Raw genomic sequence first — 19,819 nt, 5'->3', positions numbered from 1 at the left:
TTGCGATCGGCGTTACGACGTCGGCATCGGACGCGACTTCCAACTCAGCGCGCCGCGGCGTCGTCGCACGTGGGATTCCGCAACGAGCCCCACGAAGGCGAGAATCGACAGCGGGTGCACCGCGGCGTCGACGACGTCGCGAGCGCCGAATCGGGGTCCCGACTCGCGCCGACGAGATGCCACGCGCGAGATGGTCCCGGCGAGGTAACCGACGACACCCAGTCGCCGCGTCGAACCGGAACCGAAGACTGCCGCGACCGGCGGCAACAGGTAGACCGTACTCAGCGCAAGGGCAGCCGTGGCCGAACCGACGGGCCCACCGAACTCGTTCCACAGCCACCGGCTGTAACCCGCCCGAACATCGGCGGCCGAGCGGTACATCCGGCACCGTACGAACCCGGCACCGGAGGCAACCGACGTCGAGAACCCGCGTCGACGCAGGACACGCGCGATGTCCAGATCCTCGGCGGCACTCGACGCGACGCAGCTGTGGCCGCCGACGACGCGATACGCGGCGGCATCGAACGCCATGAACTGCCCACAGGCGACGGCCATCGACGGCAGCAGCGTCGCATTGCCGACCGGCACGGGCAGCGTCGACATCCACGACCACGCGAGCAGCGGTTGAACGAGGCGTTCGGCGAGACCACCCGCCACCTGCTCGGGCCAGGGGCACATCAGAGCGTCGCCGCGGCGGCGCAACCTCCTCGCCGCGGCGGCGAGGGCCTCGGGTTCGAGCCGGACATCCGCGTCGACGAACATGACGATCGTCGTATCCACGTCGACCGAGTCGGCCAGTTCGGCGCACGCGGCGGCTTTACCCGTCCATCCGGGCGGCGGCGACGCGTGGGAGGTCACGACGCGGAATCGCGGATCGCCGTTCGCCGCGGTGACGGCAGCGGCTGCCGTTCCGTCGGTCGAATCGTCGTCGAGGACGACGACCTGCAGGTCGGTGCAGAATCGTTGACGCGTGAGATCGCCGATCAACGCAGGCAGCGTGTCGACTTCGTTGCGCGCGGGGATGCACACTGCGACCCGTTCGGTGACGTCACGGCTCGGTCGACGCAAACCCGGCACGAACAGCGCATTGAACACCGCGACGGCAGCGGAGGTGGAGGCGAGAACGGCAGTCGCCCGAGTCGCCCGGGTCAGGACCGTCATCCGGCGAGATCTGTCGTGCGGGACGAGATGGGGGCGATCACACCGACGTTCGGTCGTTCGACTCGCCCGTCTCGGCAGCGCGCTTACGACGGTTGCCCAACGGTGGGTTCCGCGACACCCAGGCCATGGCACCGACGATAGCGGCCACTCCGACGGTCACGCCGCCCACGATGCCCGCCCAGCCGGCGAAGCTACGAGTGTTGGGGTCCGGGTAGTTGACCTCGGCACGCACCGAGGTGACTTCGCCTGCCGGCAGCTTCCACGAGATCGAGTTGTCGCTCTCGCGAGTGCCGTTGGTGGTCCCGATACGGGCGGGAAATGCAATAGTGAACTGCACGTCGGACCCCTGGACCGGTACCGACGACAGGTCGGCGTTACCGGCGAGCGTCACGGTGTCGCCCGAACGCTGCAGGGTCAGCTGAAACGATCCGGCCGCGTTCTGGAAGATCGAACCGAGTGTCTGAACATCACCGAACGAGAGGTCGTCGAAGATGGCCTGCGACCCGACGTACCCGTCCTGGTTGTACGGCTCGACGCGGACCTTGTCCTCGATCGAGGAGGGCACCACGAGTTCGGGGCCGGTGTCGGTGTCGGAGGTGGGGACCGTCGCCGCGACGATCTGACCCGCCACCCGGTCGTTGGCCGACACACCCATCGTGACCTGGACCCGCAAGCAGCCGGCCAGCATCGGCGCGACCAGCAGCGTCAGGGCGAGCACCGAGAGAACTCGGCGTCGGCGGGTACGAGCGGATGTTCGTGATGTCGACTGCACAGCGACATCGTGCCAGGGCGTCGCGTCGGTGTCAGTCGGCAGGGGTTGCCATCGGTGCGTGTCGGCTACGTAGAGATCCGCGACGACGTGCGATCCACAGCAACGGGATTCCGACACTACCCATGACGACGAATCCGTAGACGGCCGAGAATCGTAGTTCGGGGCCGTCGAGGAACACCGCGTGCGCGAGCGCCGAACCCAGCCACGTCCACAGGAACAGCCCGAGGGGAACGACGTCGTCGGACGCGCGCGGGGCCACCACGCGGTTCACCGCTTCCATGACTGCGGCCATCAATGTCGCCACCAACAGCCAACCCGCGTAGTTGGTCAACGGGATCGACGACACACCCGGCAGTCCGACGGCACCGGACGTCCAGGTCCACTGGCCGTCGGTGACCATCTGAGGATCGAGATACAGGTCCCAGCCCACCATCCCGACGGCGACTGCGGCGATTCGGAATGCAGACGCTCGGAGCCGTGTCGCACCGAGATGGCCGACGATGAACGTGACCGCGCACCAGATCGGATAGAACCCCGCCGTCCAGGCGAGTGGAACCACCACGGGGACCTCGAACAGGCTGGGGCCGAGTCGATTCTGCGCGTAGAAGTACTCGCCGAAGGGAAACCCGGTGGCCGTGCCGACGAGCTCGGACACGAATCCCGTTCCTGCAGTCAGGATCACGAGAGCCGCCGCCCACAGCTTTCCGCGGTACAGCACGGCGTGCGCGATCGACGCCAGCGCGAGTAGCGCGACCACCGCGATGGTCACCGCGTCCCGCGTCGAACCCGATACGAGCGGATAGCAGATCTGGGCGGCGACGGCACCGATCGCGAAGACCGTCGGGGCAATCTTCATGCTCGTCTCCTGCTGAAGAATGCGCGACGACGCCCCGCGCGTGCGTCCGCGAGTGCGATTCTCGCCGCCGAACGGCCGCTGGCCGCTGTGACGCCGCCTCCCGGGTGAGTCGACGCGCCGGTGAGATAGAGACCGTCTGCTCCGGGAACGCGGTGGCCGGCCAGTTGGGGATGAGGACGCCACATCATCATCTGGTCCAGTGACATGTCCAGGTGCATGATGTTGCCTCCGATCAGTCCGAGTTCCTGCTCGATGTCCGGCGGCGACTGTACGTACCGATCGAGGACCGACGCGGCGAATCCAGGGGCGTAGCGATCGAGCTCGGCGACGATTCGATCACCCTCGACCTCGGCCAAAGAACGTTGCCCCGGTACGTTCGAGCGCCACCGGCGGCCATCGGCGAGAGTGTGCGGATGCCACTGCGACCACAGGGAGATCTGATGCTGACCCGGCGGCGCGATCGTCGGATCGAGGGCGCTGAACGACATGCCGAGAACAGCGGGTTTCGGCGGCAGCTCCCCGGCGAGAGCGTGCCCGTGAGCCAACCGCAATTGCGCGCGGTCGCGGACGAGCAGCGCGAGACCGTGGGTACCGTCCTCGATGCAGTCGGCGCTCGGGTACTGCGGCAGCGCGTCGGTGGCCAACCGAACCGCGGTACCGATCCCCGGACCCACCCGAATGGTGGAGCGCCACCGGGCCAGCTGCGCCGCGTCGTGTCCGCCCTCCGCCAGCAGGTCGAGCGTGGTCAGGATGTGACACCCGGCCACGACGATCGTGCTGTCGATCTCCCGTCCCGACGCGGTCCTCGTCGTCCAGCCATGCGCGCGACGCGTCAGCGATACGGCGGCATCGCCGAGCGTCAGCGCTGCCCCGTCCCGGTGCAGCCGGGCGATCATCGCCTCGGTCAGTGCGCCGCTACCGCCGACGGCGCGGCCCGGTGGGAGCGTGTGCATCAGAGCCGCGAACCCGACCATCGGGGCGGTGCCGGGCTCGGACATCGGCGGGCCGGACTGCGCTCCGAACCATGCCAGCGCAGCCTTGAGTCGCTCGCTCGTGAACATTTCGTCCAGCAGGGAATCGCCGGTGGCAAGAAACTCGCGCGAGAGCGCGCTGCCGCCGTCGGGCGCACCGAGTCCCCAGAAGGATCGGAGCAGTTTGGACCCGGTGGGCGGCCCACCGAATGCGCGCATGGTGCGTTCGCTGCGCGGACCCCACACCGAGACGAAGGAACGGTAGGCGCGCGCATCGGCGGGCCCGCAGGCGGCAGCGATGGACTCGCACGTTCGATCGAGGCTGCGATGGAAGACGATGGCGCGTTCGGCGGTGTCGACGTCGCCCGGGGCGAATGCCCACGGATCGCAGTCGATGTAGCGCAGCCCGAACTCCTCGAGTCCGAGCTCTTCGACGATCCCGGTGTGCCTGATCATGATGTGCGCGGACGAGCCGCGGTCGACTCGATGGCCGGGGAAGCGCTCCACCGTCGACACCGCACCGCCCGCGACGGTGTCGCGTTCGACGATCTCCACCGACATTCCGGCATCGGTCAGGTAGCAGGCAGAAGTCAGGGCATTGTGGCCGGAGCCCACCACCACAGCATCGATCACACCTTCAGGCTACGGGCCCGTCGAGCGGCAACCGGCGGCCCAGCACCGCGAAGGGGCGCCGGTCGCCGGCGAACGTGAAGTGCCGCAGTACGTCCTCGAAGCCGAGCCGTCGATACAACCGCCAGGCGCGGTTGTCCTCCTGCGCGACCTCGGGTGTGGACAACATCACAGAGTGCGCTCGAACACCGTCGAGCAGCCTGCGACAGAGACGCCCGCCGAGTCCGTGTCCTTGCGCGCTCGGTAGTACGTGCAATTCGGTCAGTTCGAAGTAGTCGCCGAGGGTGGCGTCGACGTGCTGTGTCGAGTGTCCGGCGCGGCGCAATCCGTCGCGGACCTGCTGATGCCACCACTGATGGTGCGCGCCGTGATACCCGTACGCAACGGCGACCAGCGTGTCCGGCTGCGTCTTGTCGGGATTGGGCACCATGGCTCCCACCGCTCGCCAGCCCGGCCGGTGCAGATGCTCCGTCCACATCGGTGCGCGGCTGTGCTCGGTTCCGCGGGGATATCCCATGGCCTCGACGTAGATCGCCAGAGCTTCGAACAAGCGCCGACGGAATTCCTGGGGCGTCAGATCGACCACGTAGGGGGTTGTCTGCGCATCGGTGACGACGGTTCTCACCCTTTCTTCGGCAACTTGTCGGTGGGCACAGCTATATTGAATGTGTCGAACGGGTGTTCGATGATCGGGGCCGAGCGCGCCGGTGGATCACCTCGACGAACGAGGCGGATTCTCCCGGAGTTCGACTGTAAGGCTTCATCACGGTTCCAGGCGTGTCGGTAGCGCGCCCGGAGATTCGAACTGGAGGTGTTCGAGTATGACGATGACGAAGACATTCGATGTCGGCGTGCGGTCGCCGGTGTCGCGTCAGGCGCAGGTCCTGCTCGGTCGAGCCGATGCGTTGCTGTCCGAATCCATCGGTGAGCGCGATGCGGGGGACCGCTTCCTCGGAAGCTACATCGCCGCACTCAAGGGTGCTGCCGCAGTCCTGGCATCGCTGCCCAATTCGATCGGCTCGCGGCCACGTTCACGCAACGCCTGGGTTCTGATGGCGAAGGCTGCGCCGGATCTGGCGATCTGGTCCGAGTACTTCTCGTCCTTCTCCGCAACCCGCGCGGCAGTCGAGGCGGGTGCCTCGTCCGCTGTCGGAGACGTCGACGCCGACGACTTCTATCGACACGTCAGTCGTTTTCTGAACGCGGTCGAGGACCGGTTGGGCGGTCAGTCGAGGTTCCAGCCCGTCGATCCGATGGCGGCACCGCTGTCCGCATAGCCCGCCGCGTCGATTCCTCGAGTTCGAACGGACGTGAACGGCCACGTCACACGGTGTTCGACAAGTGTTTCCGAGACGTCCGTCTCGAAAACTTGGTCGTTTCTCAGGAACACATAGTGCGAGTAGGTGGTAAGCGGCCGATTCAGCTCGTATCATCGTCAGTAGGTAGCCGCCAAGGTCAGCTTCCCGTCGCTTCTGAACCGAAACGACTCTCATTATCTGTGCAGGGGGAGGTACCGTGCCACTCTCCGAGCACGAGCAGCGCATGCTCGATCAAATCGAGAGCGCTCTCTACGCCGAGGATCCCAAATTCGCGTCCCATGTGAGGGGCGGTCGCGTTCGCGCGGCGTCGAGCAAGAGGCGTTTTCAGGCTGCCGCGTTGTTCGTCGTGGGACTCGTGTTGCTCGTCGCCGGTGTAGCACTGTCGACGAACAGTCTGGGTTTTCTCGTCGTCAGCCTCATCGGCTTTCTCTTCATGTTCGGTGCCGGGGCACTGTTCTTGTTCGGCGGCTCCAAGAAGGGAGCTGCCGCGACCGGCGAAGAAGGTAGCGCAAGCGACCGAGCCGGCACGCAAGGTCGTAGTGCTCAGCCGAAATCGAGTGGTGGCCGCAAGGGCGGCAGCTTCACCTCTCGAATGGAAGACCGTTTTCGTAAGCGGTTCGATCAGGAGTGATATGACTCCGCCGTCCGGATCTCCCTGGGCCTGACGGTCACCCACCACAACTTCACCGATTCGACAGCAGCACCTCACCCTCGGGTGAGGTGCTGCTGTCGTTCCACGGCTCTTCGATACGGCGAGCATTCCGTAGCCCCTGTCGCGCGGCGTGCTCGATCAAGTGCGCCCCAGCGACGACGCGGGGCGATCGTTCCCGTGCGGTGGTTCCCGGGTGGTGGTTCCGGGGCGAACTCCCCACTTCCCCCCACAGCCGCCATTGTCCCCACTTCACCCCACCCAGTCCCCACTTTCAGGGTCCAGCTGCGCTTGTCAGGCGGGTTGTCGCACAAAGTGCCTGCTCGCGACGCCGCGCGCCCCGGGGGATTGCGTCGGCCAGATCAGGGCCGACGTCGAACGCGGCAACCTGAACGGGCAATCTTCTTGCGTCTGAGCTGCGGATATGTGGTTGTCCACAAAGTTTTCGGGCTGTGAATGGTTCGAAGTGGGGGAGAGTGGGGTAAAGTGGTCCGCAGCGGAGAGTCGAGGCTGGAGGTGGCGAGTGTTTCTCGGTACCTACACGCCGAAGCTCGACGACAAGGGTCGACTCACGTTGCCGGCCAAGTTTCGGGACGCGCTTGCGGGAGGTGTCATGGTGAGCAAGGGGCAGGATTTCAGCCTTGCTGTCTACACCGCGGCAGACTTCGCAGAGCGTTCTCGAAAGTTGACGGCGGCCTCTCGTGCCAACCCCAAAGCCCGTGCCTATGTGCGCCAGTTCTTTTCGGGAACCGACGAACAGCGGCCGGACGGACAGGGCCGTATCACCATCAGTCCCGAGCACCGTCGGTATGCGGGACTCGAACGCAACTGCGTGGTGATCGGATCGATGGACTTCATCGAGATCTGGAACGACGAAGCCTGGGCCCGCTACTCCGCCGAGAACGAGCAGGATTTCTCCGACGCGTTCGACGAATCCCTCGGAGGGATCTTGTAGACCACCGAGGCCGGCTGCGAGTGCAGCGAGGCCTCTGCCCGATCAGAACCCTGACGTTCTTCCCCAACGCCAGGTTTCGCAGATCAGGACCCTGACGTTCTTCCCCAACGCCAGGTTCCCTATCGGACAGGGACCTCGAAGCATTCGCACCGGCCGCAATGGACGACCCGCAGGGCCCGGACCCGGGCGAGAAGTACGTATACGCAACCGGGAGGGACCATGACGGAGGGAGCCGGGCCGGACGAGAACGACGCGTCCGCCGACCGCACTCACCGTCGCTCCGGCGGCCCGATCCACGTCCCCGTTCGACTCGAGCGTGCCGACGAGCTTCTCGGGCCCGCAGTGGAATCGGCGGACGACCCCGACACGACTCGGGTCATGATCGACGCCACGCTCGGACTCGGCGGTCACGCCGAACACTTTCTACGGAAGTATCCCGGTCTGCACCTCATCGGACTCGATCGCGATCCTGACGCGCTCGACAAGGCGGGTGCCAGACTGGCCCCGTTCTCGGATCGAACGACTCTGGTGCACACCACATACGAGGGCATTGCCGCCGCCCTAGACGAGGCCGGACTTCCCGCGACCTATTCCGTTCACGCCATCCTGTTCGACCTCGGAGTGTCGTCGATGCAGCTGGACGAGTCGGACCGCGGCTTCGCGTATTCCGTCGATGCACCGCTGGACATGCGGATGAATCCGACGCAGGGCATCACGGCAGCCGACGTGCTCAATACGTACTCGCACGGCGATATCGCTCGCGTGCTCAGCACCTACGGAGAAGAGCGGTTCGCAGGCAAGATCGCGTCCGCAATTCTGCGGCGACGTGAGCACACGCCGTTCACGACGAGCGGCCCGTTGGTCGAATTGCTGTATGCCGCAATACCGGCCGCGACTCGCCGCACCGGTGGGCATCCGGCAAAGCGAACTTTCCAGGCGCTGCGTATCGAGGTCAACGGGGAGCTCGATTCGCTCAAAGCCGCGGTGCCGGCCGGACTCGACGCCTTGGCCGTCGGCGGCCGCGTCGTCTTCATGTCGTATCAGTCGCTCGAAGATCGAGTTGTCAAGCAGGAGTTGGCCCCTCGGATCAAGTCTCGAAGTCCCGAGGGATTGCCGGTCGAACTTCCCGGGATGGGTCCGGAATTTCGACTGTTGACCAGAGGTGCGGAACGCGCCTCGGACGAGGAAATCGAAGTCAACCCACGCTCGGCCCCGGTGAGGTTGCGCGCCGCCGAACGGATTGCAAGGAGAGCGGAATGACGGTTCCAGGCACAACTGTTGGAACACAACGCAATCGGGTTCCGGCTACTCGACCCGAGCGGGCCGGCCGCGGTGGTCGGTCCGGAGCCGCATTGCGCGCCTACGAGCGCAGGCAGCAGCGTGCCTCGATACATACGTCGGATTCTGCTCGCGGTTCAGCGGCCTCACTTCGTCCGACGCTCAACGGCAGTGCCATTGCGGCTCGAATCCCGTTCGTAGCCTTGGTCATCGGTCTGCTTGCCCTCGGGCTCGGCTTGACGTTGTTGTTGACGACGCGCTCGGCGGGCGACTCCTACGACCTCAGTGCCGCCAAGGCCGTCAACGCCGAGCTCGCACAACAGCGTGCCTCCTTGCAGCGTGACGTCGAGCTCGCGGAATCTGCGCCCGAGCTCGCGCGCAAAGCCGCCGCGATCGGAATGGTCCCCGCCAAGAACCCCGCCCGCCTCGTCGTAGCCCCCGAGGGCGGTGTGCAGGTCGTCGGCACGCCCGCTCCCGCCGACGGTGCGCCGGTTGCACCCCTCGATCCGCCTCCCGCCACCGGCTCGGGGGAGGGCTCGGTTCCGAGTGCGTCGACACAGAATCCCGCACGACAGTCGGCGCAGTCGCAGACTCCGAGGAGTGCGTCGCAGCCCACCAGGCCGACGGGCGCAGGTGACACCCGTGCCGCCACGCCGAGTGCGCCCAATGGTGCCGGAACTGCCGCGCTTGCTGAACAATTGGTTCCCATGAGCACCCCCTCGGCTCCCGCCCCCGGCGAATCCTCCGGTGACGAGCAGTGACCAGGCCGTCGCCTGCGTCACGTCCCCGGCCCGCAGATCGAGCGCGGCCGGGACGAAAGCGTTTGGACTCGTCCACATTTCGTTTTCGGCACGGTACGGGCCGCATCTTGATGTACGTGGCTTTGGCGGTCGTCGCGGCACAGTTGCTCTGGATTCAAGGATTCGATGCGCCGACACTGTCGGCCGAGTCCGCCTCGCAGCGCACCACCACCCTCGTCGATCCGGCGATGCGCGGCTCGATCCTCGATCGCAACGGAAACCCGATCGCTTTCACCATGGAAGCGAAAGCGCTGACGTTCCAGCCGGTCCGGGTTCGTAGAGAACTCGACGAGGCACGCGCGAAGGATCCGACGAAGCCGGAAACCGACAAGTACCTCGACGACATCGCCGAGCGGATCCACAGCGATCTCGGTGACGTCGTCAGCAAGAAGGATCTGCTCGCGAAACTGAAGAGCAACGACGAATTCACCTATCTGGCACGGGGTGTCGACGCCACCGTGGCGTCGAACATCAGCAAGGAATTCAAGCAGGTCGGGCTCGAACGTCAGGACATCCGCGAGTACCCGGGTGGCTCGCTCGCCGCGAACATCGTCGGGGCCACCGGGTGGGACGGACACGGCCTGCTCGGGCTCGAGGATTCGCTCGACGCCACGCTCGCCGGTACCGACGGATCGCAGACCTACGATCGCGGCTCCGACGGGGCCGTCATTCCCGGCAGCTGGCGAGACAAGCAGCCCGCGGTCAACGGCTCGAACGTGGAACTGACCATCGACGCAGACCTGCAGTACTACGTACAGCAGCAGGTACAGCTGGCGAAGGATCTGTCCGGAGCCAAGAATGCGTCTGCCTACGTTCAGGATTCGCACACCGGCGAAGTGCTGGCCATGTCGAACGACAACACCTTCAACCCCGGAATCGGCGTCGGAAACAACGAACGGACCAAGGAGATGGGCAATCTGCCCGTCACGACGCCGTTCGAGCCCGGTTCGGTCAACAAGATCATCACTGCTGCAGCCGCTATCGAGTACGGGCTCACCACACCCGACGAGGTGCTGCAGGTACCGGGCAACATCTTCATGTCCGGTGTCTCGGTCCGGGACGCCTGGGAACACGGAGTTGCGCCGTACACCTCCACCGGAGTGTTCGGTAAGTCCTCCAACGTGGGGACTCTGATGCTGGCTCAACGTGTCGGCGAGGATCGGTATGCCGACATGCTGAACAAGTTCGGCCTGGGCCAGCGCAGCGACGTCGGCCTCCCCAATGAGAGCGCAGGCAGCGTGCCCAGCCGCGATCAGTGGTCGGGCGGTACCTTCGCCAACCTGCCGATCGGGCAGGGTCTGTCGATGACGCTCCTGCAGATGACCGGGATGTACCAGGCGATCGCCAACGACGGTGTGCGCATCCCGCCTCGGATCGTCGCGGCAACGGTGGACGCCAACGGCGAACGAACCGAGACACCGCGACCCGACGGGGTGTACGTGGTCAGTCCCGATACCGCGAAGACGGTCCGCAACATGTTCCGGTCGGTCACCCAGGACGACAACGGAAATCAGCGCGGTACCGGAGTCGCCGCTGGTGTCGAGGGCTACCAGATCAGTGGTAAGACCGGCACGGCCCAGCAGGTCGATCCCGAGTGCAAGTGCTACTCGAACTCGAAGTACTGGATCACGTTCGCGGGTATCGCTCCGGCCGACGATCCTCGCTACGTGATCGGGATCATGCTGGACGCGCCGTCCCGCAGTGCTGACGGCTCGGGAGGGCAGTCGGCCGCACCGCTGTTCCACAACATCGCCAGCTGGCTGTTGCAGCGCGACAGTGTTCCGATGTCCGCAGACCCGGGCCCCAAGTTGGTTCTTCAGGCCGACTGAGGCTCGAATCTGTCGGTCCGGGAATCGGGGCGGCAGCATGCCGATCGCGGTCGCCGGTAATCTGACACATCGGCTCGAGGCGTGTTCGTCGATCAGCCACCGCAGCGTGTTCGAGCTGACGCAGTGTGCGGTGGCAGTACAGAGGAAGGGAGCAGGAGTGACTGTGTCATCGGATTCACAACCCGCTCCGGGGTCTCGGCCGGCGAATCCGCCGCACACCGACGTATCCGACGTGGCGTCCGCTGTCGGTGCAACGATCGAGTGGGGACACCTCGACGGAGTGCAGGTCACCGGAATCGATCTGCGAGCGCAGTCCGTTCGTCCCGGCGATCTCTTCGCTGCGCTACCCGGATCCGCTCGGCACGGAGCCGAGTTCACCGCCGACGCGATCGAGCGGGGTGCAGCGGCGGTCTTCACCGACCCGTCCGGTGCCGACATCGTCCGCCGCGTCCTCGCCACCGCCGATCGCCAGGTTCCCGTCCTCGTGCACGACCGACCACGCCAGGTGCTCGGAACCGTGTCCGCCCTCGTGTACGGCAATCCGTCGTCGAAGATGACGGTCGTCGGAATCACCGGCACGTCGGGCAAGACGACGACCGCGTACCTCGTGGAGGCCGGCCTGACAACCGCCGGCCGCCGCTGCGGACTGATCGGCACGATCGAGACCCGCGTAGTGGGCCGGCACGTACCGAGCGCTCTCACCACCCCCGAGGCTCCGCAGTTGCATGCGCTCTTCGCCGTCATGGTCGAGGCCGGAGTCGACACCGTGGTGATGGAAGTGTCTTCCCATGCGTTGTCCCTCGGCCGAGTCGACGGCACCGACTTCGCGGTCGGCGCGTTCACCAATCTGTCCCAGGATCATCTCGACTTCCACGACTCGCTCGAGGACTACTTTCTGGCCAAGAGCCGGCTGTTCGGGGTCGATTCGCCGGTACGGGCAGACACAGCGGTCGTGTGCGTCGACGATGCCTGGGGCGTGCGGATGGCCGATATCGCCCGGTCGGCAGGATCCACGGTCGTCACGGTGTCCACCGGTGCCGACTCGCAGTGGACCGTCTCCGAGTGGGCCAAGCACGACGACGGAACGCAGTCGTTCACCGTTGCCGATCCGAACGGAACGTCGTTGCCGGTGTCGGTACGTCTGCCGGGTCGCTACAACGTCGCCAACGCCGTGCTCGCGCTCGCGACCTGCGAAGCGGCAGGCGTGGATGCCGCGACGGCGGCGCCCGGAATCGCGACCGTCGACGTGCCCGGTCGAGTGCAACGAATCGATCGTGGCCAGGACTTCCTCGCGGTGGTCGACTACGCCCACAAGCCCGCTGCGGTCGAAGCGGTGCTGGCGACTCTGCGAGAGTCGTCCCGTGGACGTATCGCCGTCGTGTTGGGTGCCGGCGGGGATCGAGACACCGCCAAGCGCCCTCTGATGGGTGCGGCCGGAGCGCGCGGTGCCGATCTGCTCGTGGTGACCGACGACAATCCGCGCAGTGAGGATCCGGCAGCGATACGGCATGCCGTCGAAGACGGTGCACTGTCGGTGCCCGACGACGCTCGTGGCGAAGTACGAAATGTCGAAGGCCGCGCAGCGGCGATAGAACAAGCCGTGGCGTGGGCACGTGAGGGGGACGTTGTGTTGATCGCAGGTAAAGGACACGAGACGGGCCAGGAGGTGGCGGGGGTGAAGTATCCGTTCGACGACCGAGTGGTACTCGCATCGGCCATCGATGCACGACTGGTCACCACGAGCGCAGGCGCACGGTGATACCGCTCTCGATCGCTCGCATCGCCGAGATCGTCGGCGGCGAACTGCACGACGTGGCGGACCCGACGGTGCTGGTCGCCGGGCCGGTGGAGTTCGACTCACGCAAGGTCACACCCGGCAGTGTCTTTCTCGCCCTGCCCGGTGCCAAGGTGGACGGCCACGAGCACGCGGCCGACGCCGTGGCCGCAGGCGCTGCTGTCGTTCTCGCGGCGCGTCCGGTGGGTGTCCCGGCAGTCGTCGTTCGGCCGGCACCGCACTCGAGCCGTGCGATGGCACTCGAACACGACCCGGAGGGGACCGGTGCTGCAGTGCTGACCGCGCTCGGTGCGTTGGCCCGGGAATCGGTGCTCGAACTGACTGCGCGCCACGATCTGACCGTGGTGGGCGTGACGGGGTCGTCGGGCAAGACGTCGACGAAAGATCTGATCTCGGCTGTGCTGCGTCCGCTCGGATCCGTGGTGGCCCCACCCGGATCGTTCAACAACGAACTCGGGCATCCATGGACTGCTCTGCGGGCCGACTCCGATACCGACTTCCTCGCCCTCGAGCTGTCCGCCCGGGGAATCGGCCACATCGCCGAACTCGCCAGGCTCGCGCCGCCCCGGATCGGGGTGGTTCTCAATGTCGGAACCGCGCACCTCGGCGAGTTCGGTTCACGTGCCGCCATCGCGCTGGCCAAGGGCGAACTGGTCGAGGCATTGCCCGCTGCTGCGGACGGCGGCGTGGCGATCCTCAACATCGACGATCGTCTGGTCGCCGAGATGGCGACACGCACGAAGGCGGCCGTCGTCACCGTCGGACTCAACGCGGACGCCGACGTCCGGGCTGTCGACGTCGTGGTCGACACCGATGCGCGGGCGTCGTTCACGCTCGTGTGTGCGGCAGGCTCGGCGCACATCACCCTGGCGGTGCACGGTGAACATCAGGTGGGCAACGCCCTGGCTGCCGCGGCCGTCGCGCTCGAGTGCGGGGCCGGCGTGGCCCAGGTTGCCGAAGCGCTCTCGACCGCGGTACCCACCTCGATCCGCCGGATGGATGTACGCACCCGCGCGGACGGCGTCACCGTCATCAACGACTCGTACAACGCGAATCCCGATTCGATGCGGGCCGCCCTCAAGGCGCTGGTGTCGATGTCGCGGCGTGATGACGGGCCGAAGCGGCGCAGTTGGGCGGTGCTGGGGGAGATGGGCGAGCTCGGCGGCGAATCGGTGGTGGAGCACGATGCGATCGGTCGGCTCGCCGTCCGCCTGGACGTCGATCGGTTGATCATCGTCGATTCGGGTCGGCCCACGCGTGCGCTGCATCAGGGCGCCGTCATGGAAGGGTCCTGGGGCGAGGAATCGATGCTCGTACCCGACCGCGAGACCGCCATCGCCGTGCTCGAGGACGAGGTTCGCGCCGGCGACATCGTTCTGGTCAAGGCCTCGCAGTCGGGCGCGATGTGGACCGTTGCCGACGCCCTGTTGGCCGAACCGTCGGCCGACGCCCTGTTGGCCGAACCGTCGGCCGACGCCCTGTTGGCCGAACCGTCGGAGGGCGAGCAGTGAGACAGATCCTGTTCGCCGGAGGGATCGCACTTGCAGTCGCAATTCTGCTGACTCCCGTGCTCATCAAGACCTTCTCGAAACAGGGCTTCGGCCAGGAGATCCGGGTCGAGGGCCCGGCGAGCCATCAGTCCAAGCGCGGTACTCCCACCATGGGCGGCGTGGCGATCCTGGTCGGGATCTGGGCCGGCTACTTGGGCTCGCACCTGATCGGCATCGGATACGACGCCGAGGGGCCGTCGGCCTCGGCTCTACTCGTACTCGGCCTGACCACCGTGCTCGGCCTCGTCGGCTTTCTCGACGACTTCATCAAGATTCGTAAACAGCGCAACCTCGGTCTGAACGCCACCGGCAAATACGTCGGCCAGATCACCGCGGCGGTGCTGTTCGCCATCCTGGTCCTGCAGTTTCGCAGTGACGACGGATTGACTCCGGGCAGCACTCAACTGTCGTATGTGCGCGACATCGCAACGTGGTCGATGTCGGCTGCTGTCTTCGTGTTCTTCGTCTGTCTGCTGGTGATCGCGTGGTCCAACTCGGTCAATCTCACCGACGGCCTCGACGGCCTGGCGGCCGGGTCCATGACATTGGTCCTCGGGGCGTACACCGTCATCACCTTCTGGCAGTACCGGCAGGCGTGTGCAGGACCGGCCGGTCCTGCGCCGGGTTGCTACGACGTACGCGACCCTCTCGACCTGGCCCTGGTGTGCGCGTCGGCGGCCGGTGCCTGCATCGGTTTCCTGTGGTGGAACGCCGCGCCCGCCAAGATCTTCATGGGCGATACCGGATCCCTCGCTCTGGGCGGCCTGATCGCAGGACTGTCCGTGGTCACCAAGACCGAACTGATCATGGTGGTCATCGGCGCGTTGTTCGTCGCCGAAGCAGCGTCGGTCGTCATCCAGGTCGCAGTGTTCCGGTCGAGTCGGCGACGCGTGTTCCGAATGGCCCCGTTCCATCACCACTTCGAGTTGGCCGGTTGGGCCGAGACGACGGTCATCATCAGGTTCTGGTTGCTCGCCGCGATCGCGTCGGCCGTCGGCTTGGCACTGTTCTACAGCGAATACCTCGCGGCTGTGGGCGGTTAGGCAATGACCGAAGCCTCGACCCATCTGTCCTGGTTGCGCGATAGTTCGGTGCTGGTCACCGGTGCGCGCATCTCCGGGCTGGCCGTCGTACGCCCACTGCTGGACCTCGGCGCACTCGTGACCGTCACCGACTCGAACCGAGCTGCGCTCGACGAGGCGTCGGCGCTCGGTGCTGCCGTGGTGGTTCAGGACGATCTGCTCGCCGATCCGGACGCGATCGCGGCCTTTGCGCTCGTCGTCACCAGTCCCGGGTTCCGGCCGGACTCTCCGGTGCTGGCTGCGGCCGCCGACCACGCCGTCCCGGTGTGGGGCGACGTGGAGTTCTCGTGGCATCTCGACCGCGCCGAGGTGTACGGCCCGCGCGCTCGTTGGCTGGTTGTCACCGGTACGAACGGTAAGACGACCACCACCTCGATGCTCGCGTCGATCCTCGACGCTGCCGGAATCGACTCCGTCGCCTGCGGAAACATCGGCCTCCCCATCGCCGACGCGTTGCGCGGTACCCCGCATCCGCGCGTACTCGCGGTCGAGCTGTCGTCCTTCCAGTTGTTCTGGGCACCGTCGGTTCGTCCCGCGGCGGGGGTGGTGCTCAACATCGCCGAGGACCATCTGGACTGGCACGGGGGCATGGACGGGTACGTCCAGGCCAAGGCGCGCGCGTTGAGCGGGGACGTCGGGGTCGTCGGACTCGACGACGCGGTGGCGGCCGGTCTGCGGGCGGGGGCACCGGCAGCGACGGTCGTCGGTTTCCGCCTGAACGAACCCGCCGCGGGCGAGCTGGGAGTGCGGGCGGGAATGCTCGTCGACCGTGCGTTCGGGGACAACGTCGAGTTGCTCCGGGCCGACGAGGTGGAACCGAGTGGCCCGTCCGGTGTGCTCGACGCGTTGGCCGCGGCTGCGTTGGCGCGATCGATCGGTGTCGACGCCGAGGCCGTCCGAAACGGATTGCGGACGTACCGGGTGGGACCGCATCGGGCCGCAGTGGTGCGTGAGCTCGGTGGGGTGACGTTCGTCGACGATTCCAAGGCGACGAATCCGCATGCCGCGCGCTCGTCGATCCTCGCGCACGATCGGGTCGTGTGGATCGCGGGCGGGTTGTTGAAGGGTGCGGTGATCGACGATCTGGTCGTCGAGATCGCCGATCGGCTCGTGGCTGCGGTGGTGTTGGGCCGCGATGGGATGCAGATCGCAGAGGCTTTGGCGCGACACGCCCCCGATGTTCCGGTCGTCAGGCTCCCTTCGGGAGACGATGCTGGTGTGACTCATGAGGCTGAAGATGCAGATGCGGTGATGCGAGCGGCCGTCGACCACGCTGCGGGGTTTGCCGCGGCCGGCGATACCGTCCTGCTGGCCCCCGCGGCTGCGTCGTTGGACATGTTCGTCGATTACGGCCACCGCGGCCGAAGCTTCGCCGAGTCCGTCGAGCGCCTCGACATCGCCGCCCTCGGATCGCCGCGATCGTGACCACCGCAGCTCGACCGGCGCGTCCACCTCGTCGCACCACCACGCCGCGCACCCGAATCGGACTGTGGTTCGGTCGGCCGCTGGCGTCGTTCCACCTCATCGTCACGATCGCGGTGCTGCTCACCGTGCTGGGACTGGTCATGGTGCTGTCCGCGTCGTCGGCCGAATCGTTCGCAGCCGACGAGTCCGGCTACGCGCTGTTCACGCAACAGCTGATCGGTGTCGCACTGGGTGTGGTCGCGTTTTATGCGGCGCTTCGGCTGCCGGTGCGATACCTGCGCAAATTGTCGTTCCCGCTCTTCCTGGTCTCGATCACGATGTTGATGCTGGTGTTGATCCCCGGTATCGGTGCCGAGCGTCAGGGCGCACGGCGTTGGTTCGACTTCGGTGTCGTCTCGTTCCAGCCGTCCGAGCTGGCGAAGGTCGCGTTGGTTCTGTGGGGAGCGCACCTGCTGGCCTCCCGTCGCAGCGAGCACGGCAACATCAAGTCGCTGCTGGTGCCGTTGCTGCCTGCGGGCCTGCTCATGTGTCTGCTCGTCGTGCTCCAGCCCAACCTCAGTACCGCGATCGCCCTGGGCATCATTCTCGTCGCACTACTGTGGTTCGCCGGCCTCAACGCCCGGCTGTTCGGAGCAGTCCTGGTGACCGGTTTGGCTCTGGCGACCGTGCTCGCGTTCACCGCCGGCTACCGCTCGAACCGCGTCAAGGCCTGGCTCAACCCGGGGGAGGACACCCAGGGTCTGTCGTATCAGTCCACCCAGGCCAAGTACTCCTTGGCCGACGGCGGACTCTTCGGTCGCGGATTGGGACAGAGTCGCGCGAAATGGAGCTACCTCCCCAACGCGCACAACGACTTCATCTTCGCGATCATCGGCGAGGAGCTCGGCATGATCGGCTGCCTTGCCGTCATCGGATTGTTCGGTCTCTTCGTCTACACCGGCCTACGCATCGCGATGCGGTCGGTCGATCCGTTCCTGCGTCTGTTGACTGCAGGCGCAACGTGCTGGGTGTTCGGTCAGGCCATGATCAACATCGGCTATGTGGTCGGGCTGCTGCCGGTGACCGGTCTGCAGCTGCCGCTGGTGTCCTACGGCGGTACGTCCACGGCCATCACGCTGTTGATGTTCGGGATCATCGCCAGTGCGGCCCGACACGAACCGGAAGCCATCGCCGCGCTGCACGCCGGGCAAGAGGGTCGTATCGCCCGAGCTCTGAGATTGCCGCTGCCTGCTGTCTTCTCACCGAAGCGGGCCGCGATGGCACGCTCCAAATCCACCCGTCCCACGTTGGCGGCGCAGGATCGCACACGTCTCGAGTCCCGCAAGAACAAGGACGGCCGCGGGGCACGGTCACCCGAGCCCGGACGTACCCGGGTGTCGAGTTCACGGGTGGACACGGCCGGCCCCAACGGGTCGGCCAGGAACGCACCCCGTGGCCACGCCCGCCGTGCCGAGCCCCAACGCCGAGACACCGGCAGCGGGTACGCCGCCGGACCACGGTCGCCGTATCGGCCGCGTCCGGAACCGCAACCCGGTCGTCCGCCGGTCCGCTCGGGTGAGCGAGGATATCGACGGTGAAGCAGACATCGAGGCCGATATCCGTGGTGGTGGCCGGAGGCGGAACCGCCGGACACATCGAGCCCGCGCTCGCCGTGGCCGACGCCCTGCGCGAGCTCGACCCCACCGTCACCGTCACCGCCCTCGGCAGCAGCCGGGGGCTCGAAACGACACTGGTACCCGCCCGCGGCTACGCGCTGGAACTGATACCGCCCGTGCCGCTGCCTCGCAAGCCCACTCTCGACCTGGTGAAGTTACCGGTTCGGGTCGCACGGTCGGTGCGTCGAACCCGGGAGATCTTCGCTGCGGTCGAGGCCGATGTACTGGTCGGCTTCGGCGGTTACGTCGCGCTTCCTGCGTATCTCGCTGCCCGCGGTCGACTTCTCGGTCGCGGCGGCCGTATTCCGGTGATCATTCACGAGGCCAATGCCCGCGCCGGCATCGCGAACAAGGTCGGTGCACGCAGCGCCGAACGAGTCCTTGCCGCCGTCGCCGGATCTGGTATCTCTGCACCGGGGTCCGAGGATGCAGAAGTGATCGGAATTCCGGTGCGGCCCACCATCACCGGTCTCGATCGCGCAGCGATGCGGTCGCAGGCTCGCGCTCATTTCGGTCTGCCCGAACACGGGCCGGTGCTGCTGGTGTTCGGCGGTTCACAGGGCGCGCGTTCACTCAACGACGCAGTGTCCGGTGCCTCGGCCGCCCTTGCCGCCGCCGGCATCTCGGTTCTGCACGCACACGGTCCCAAGAACACACTGGACGTGGAGCAGAGCAATCCGGATGCTCCGTACGTCGCAGTGCCCTACATCGACCGGATGGACCTGGCCTACGCGGCGGCCGATCTCGCGATCTGCCGGTCCGGTGCCATGACGGTCGCCGAAGTCTCCGCGACCGGGCTTCCTGCCGTGTACGTGCCTCTACCGCACGGCAACGGTGAGCAGGAGCTCAATGCCCGTCCCGTCGTCGACGCCGGAGGTGGCATCCTGGTAGCCGACGCGACGCTGAGCGCGCAGTACGTGACCGACACGGTCGTCGCTTTGGTGGCCGACACCGAGCGCATCGCCGCGATGTCCCGTGCTGCGGCAGGAGCCGGTCACAAGGGTGCTGCGGCTGCCGTTGCGCAGATCGTGCTCGATACCGCGCACGCGGCGCGGCGCTGAACCGGGCGGCGGCGAGAATGCCACAGAACGA

Annotated in this window: 17 protein-coding genes; 12 read left to right on the top strand and 5 right to left on the bottom strand. The window is 66.6% G+C overall.

Annotation, left to right across the window (positions count from 1 at the left end; translation table 11 throughout):
* Window positions 1-12: 12 nt before the first annotated feature.
* From K414_RS0118860 to K414_RS0118840, 5 genes are read right to left on the bottom strand one after another with little or no spacing between them, the layout of a single operon-like run.
* On the bottom strand, window positions 13-1,161 hold the full coding sequence (locus tag K414_RS0118860) for a glycosyltransferase family 2 protein (RefSeq protein ID WP_027497357.1): 1,149 nt from the start codon (window positions 1,159-1,161) through the stop codon (window positions 13-15).
* A 37-nt stretch (window positions 1,162-1,198) separates the two neighbouring features.
* Window positions 1,199-1,933 (bottom strand): DUF3153 domain-containing protein, encoded by a 735-nt coding sequence (locus K414_RS27370; protein WP_045841254.1) that lies wholly within the window; start codon window positions 1,931-1,933, stop codon window positions 1,199-1,201.
* Window positions 1,934-1,964: 31 nt separating this feature from the next.
* Window positions 1,965-2,789 carry a carotenoid biosynthesis protein gene (locus tag K414_RS27365; protein WP_032368106.1) on the bottom strand — a complete coding sequence of 275 codons (825 nt, stop codon included), beginning with the start codon at window positions 2,787-2,789 and terminating at the stop codon, window positions 1,965-1,967.
* Window positions 2,786-4,393: an NAD(P)/FAD-dependent oxidoreductase gene (locus tag K414_RS0118845; RefSeq protein WP_027497356.1), complete on the bottom strand. Its 1,608-nt coding sequence runs from the start codon at window positions 4,391-4,393 to the stop codon at window positions 2,786-2,788. The genes K414_RS27365 and K414_RS0118845 overlap by 4 nt, the downstream gene beginning before the upstream one ends.
* A gap of 4 nt (window positions 4,394-4,397) precedes the next feature.
* Window positions 4,398-5,015: a GNAT family N-acetyltransferase gene (locus tag K414_RS0118840; RefSeq protein WP_027497355.1), complete on the bottom strand. Its 618-nt coding sequence runs from the start codon at window positions 5,013-5,015 to the stop codon at window positions 4,398-4,400.
* Between the two features lie 202 nt (window positions 5,016-5,217).
* Here K414_RS0118840 and K414_RS0118835 point away from each other — a divergent pair, with 202 nt between their 5' ends.
* From K414_RS0118835 to murG, 12 genes are all read left to right on the top strand, one after another.
* Window positions 5,218-5,667 carry an SAV_6107 family HEPN domain-containing protein gene (locus tag K414_RS0118835; protein WP_230074380.1) on the top strand — a complete coding sequence of 150 codons (450 nt, stop codon included), beginning with the start codon at window positions 5,218-5,220 and terminating at the stop codon, window positions 5,665-5,667.
* Between the two features lie 238 nt (window positions 5,668-5,905).
* Window positions 5,906-6,340 carry a DUF3040 domain-containing protein gene (locus K414_RS0118830; protein ID WP_027497353.1) on the top strand — a complete coding sequence of 145 codons (435 nt, stop codon included), beginning with the start codon at window positions 5,906-5,908 and terminating at the stop codon, window positions 6,338-6,340.
* Between the two features lie 541 nt (window positions 6,341-6,881).
* The gene (gene mraZ, locus K414_RS0118825) at window positions 6,882-7,313 is read left to right on the top strand and encodes a division/cell wall cluster transcriptional repressor MraZ (RefSeq protein WP_027497352.1); all 432 of its coding nucleotides are present in this window, start codon (window positions 6,882-6,884) and stop codon (window positions 7,311-7,313) included.
* A gap of 219 nt (window positions 7,314-7,532) precedes the next feature.
* Window positions 7,533-8,573, top strand: a complete 1,041-nt coding sequence (gene rsmH / locus K414_RS0118820; RefSeq protein ID WP_027497351.1) for a 16S rRNA (cytosine(1402)-N(4))-methyltransferase RsmH — start codon at window positions 7,533-7,535, stop codon at window positions 8,571-8,573.
* On the top strand, window positions 8,570-9,352 hold the full coding sequence (locus K414_RS0118815) for a hypothetical protein (protein ID WP_230074472.1): 783 nt from the start codon (window positions 8,570-8,572) through the stop codon (window positions 9,350-9,352). The genes rsmH and K414_RS0118815 overlap by 4 nt, the downstream gene beginning before the upstream one ends.
* A 62-nt stretch (window positions 9,353-9,414) precedes the next feature.
* Entirely contained in the window at window positions 9,415-11,220 is a 1,806-nt protein-coding gene (locus K414_RS0118810; protein ID WP_094621152.1) for a penicillin-binding protein 2, read from the top strand.
* 157 nt (window positions 11,221-11,377) lie between these two features.
* Entirely contained in the window at window positions 11,378-12,979 is a 1,602-nt protein-coding gene (locus K414_RS0118805) for a UDP-N-acetylmuramoyl-L-alanyl-D-glutamate--2,6-diaminopimelate ligase (protein WP_027497348.1), read from the top strand.
* Window positions 12,976-14,526 carry a UDP-N-acetylmuramoyl-tripeptide--D-alanyl-D-alanine ligase gene (gene murF / locus K414_RS27360; protein ID WP_051365165.1) on the top strand — a complete coding sequence of 517 codons (1,551 nt, stop codon included), beginning with the start codon at window positions 12,976-12,978 and terminating at the stop codon, window positions 14,524-14,526. Before K414_RS0118805 ends, murF begins: the two co-directional genes overlap by 4 nt.
* Complete coding sequence (gene mraY / locus K414_RS0118795) at window positions 14,523-15,608, top strand: phospho-N-acetylmuramoyl-pentapeptide-transferase (protein WP_027497347.1); 1,086 nt, start codon at window positions 14,523-14,525, stop codon at window positions 15,606-15,608. Before murF ends, mraY begins: the two co-directional genes overlap by 4 nt.
* 3 nt (window positions 15,609-15,611) lie before the next feature.
* On the top strand, window positions 15,612-17,072 hold the full coding sequence (murD, locus tag K414_RS0118790) for a UDP-N-acetylmuramoyl-L-alanine--D-glutamate ligase (protein ID WP_027497346.1): 1,461 nt from the start codon (window positions 15,612-15,614) through the stop codon (window positions 17,070-17,072).
* Window positions 17,069-18,649 carry a putative lipid II flippase FtsW gene (gene ftsW / locus K414_RS0118785; protein ID WP_027497345.1) on the top strand — a complete coding sequence of 527 codons (1,581 nt, stop codon included), beginning with the start codon at window positions 17,069-17,071 and terminating at the stop codon, window positions 18,647-18,649. Before murD ends, ftsW begins: the two co-directional genes overlap by 4 nt.
* Window positions 18,646-19,788, top strand: a complete 1,143-nt coding sequence (gene murG, locus K414_RS0118780; RefSeq protein ID WP_027497344.1) for an undecaprenyldiphospho-muramoylpentapeptide beta-N-acetylglucosaminyltransferase — start codon at window positions 18,646-18,648, stop codon at window positions 19,786-19,788. The genes ftsW and murG overlap by 4 nt, the downstream gene beginning before the upstream one ends.
* Window positions 19,789-19,819 lie beyond the last annotated feature (31 nt).

Source organism: Rhodococcus sp. JG-3 (assembly GCF_000482405.1).
Classification (GTDB): Bacteria; Actinomycetota; Actinomycetes; order Mycobacteriales; family Mycobacteriaceae; genus Rhodococcoides; species Rhodococcoides fascians.
This window is presented reverse-complemented; position numbering and strand designations above follow the sequence as displayed.

Bases quoted from the DNA above. Each gene is read 5' to 3' on its own strand.
- K414_RS0118835 (WP_230074380.1), top strand. From the start codon at position 5,218: ATGACGAAGACATTCGATGTCGGCGTGCGGTCGCCGGTGTCGCGTCAG.
- rsmH (WP_027497351.1), top strand. From the start codon at position 7,533: ATGACGGAGGGAGCCGGGCCGGACGAGAACGACGCGTCCGCCGACCGC.
- murD (WP_027497346.1), top strand. From the start codon at position 15,612: ATGACCGAAGCCTCGACCCATCTGTCCTGGTTGCGCGATAGTTCGGTG.
- K414_RS0118860 (WP_027497357.1), bottom strand. From the start codon at position 1,161: ATGACGGTCCTGACCCGGGCGACTCGGGCGACTGCCGTTCTCGCCTCC.
- K414_RS27365 (WP_032368106.1), bottom strand. From the start codon at position 2,789: ATGAAGATTGCCCCGACGGTCTTCGCGATCGGTGCCGTCGCCGCCCAG.
- K414_RS0118815 (WP_230074472.1), top strand. From the start codon at position 8,570: ATGACGGTTCCAGGCACAACTGTTGGAACACAACGCAATCGGGTTCCG.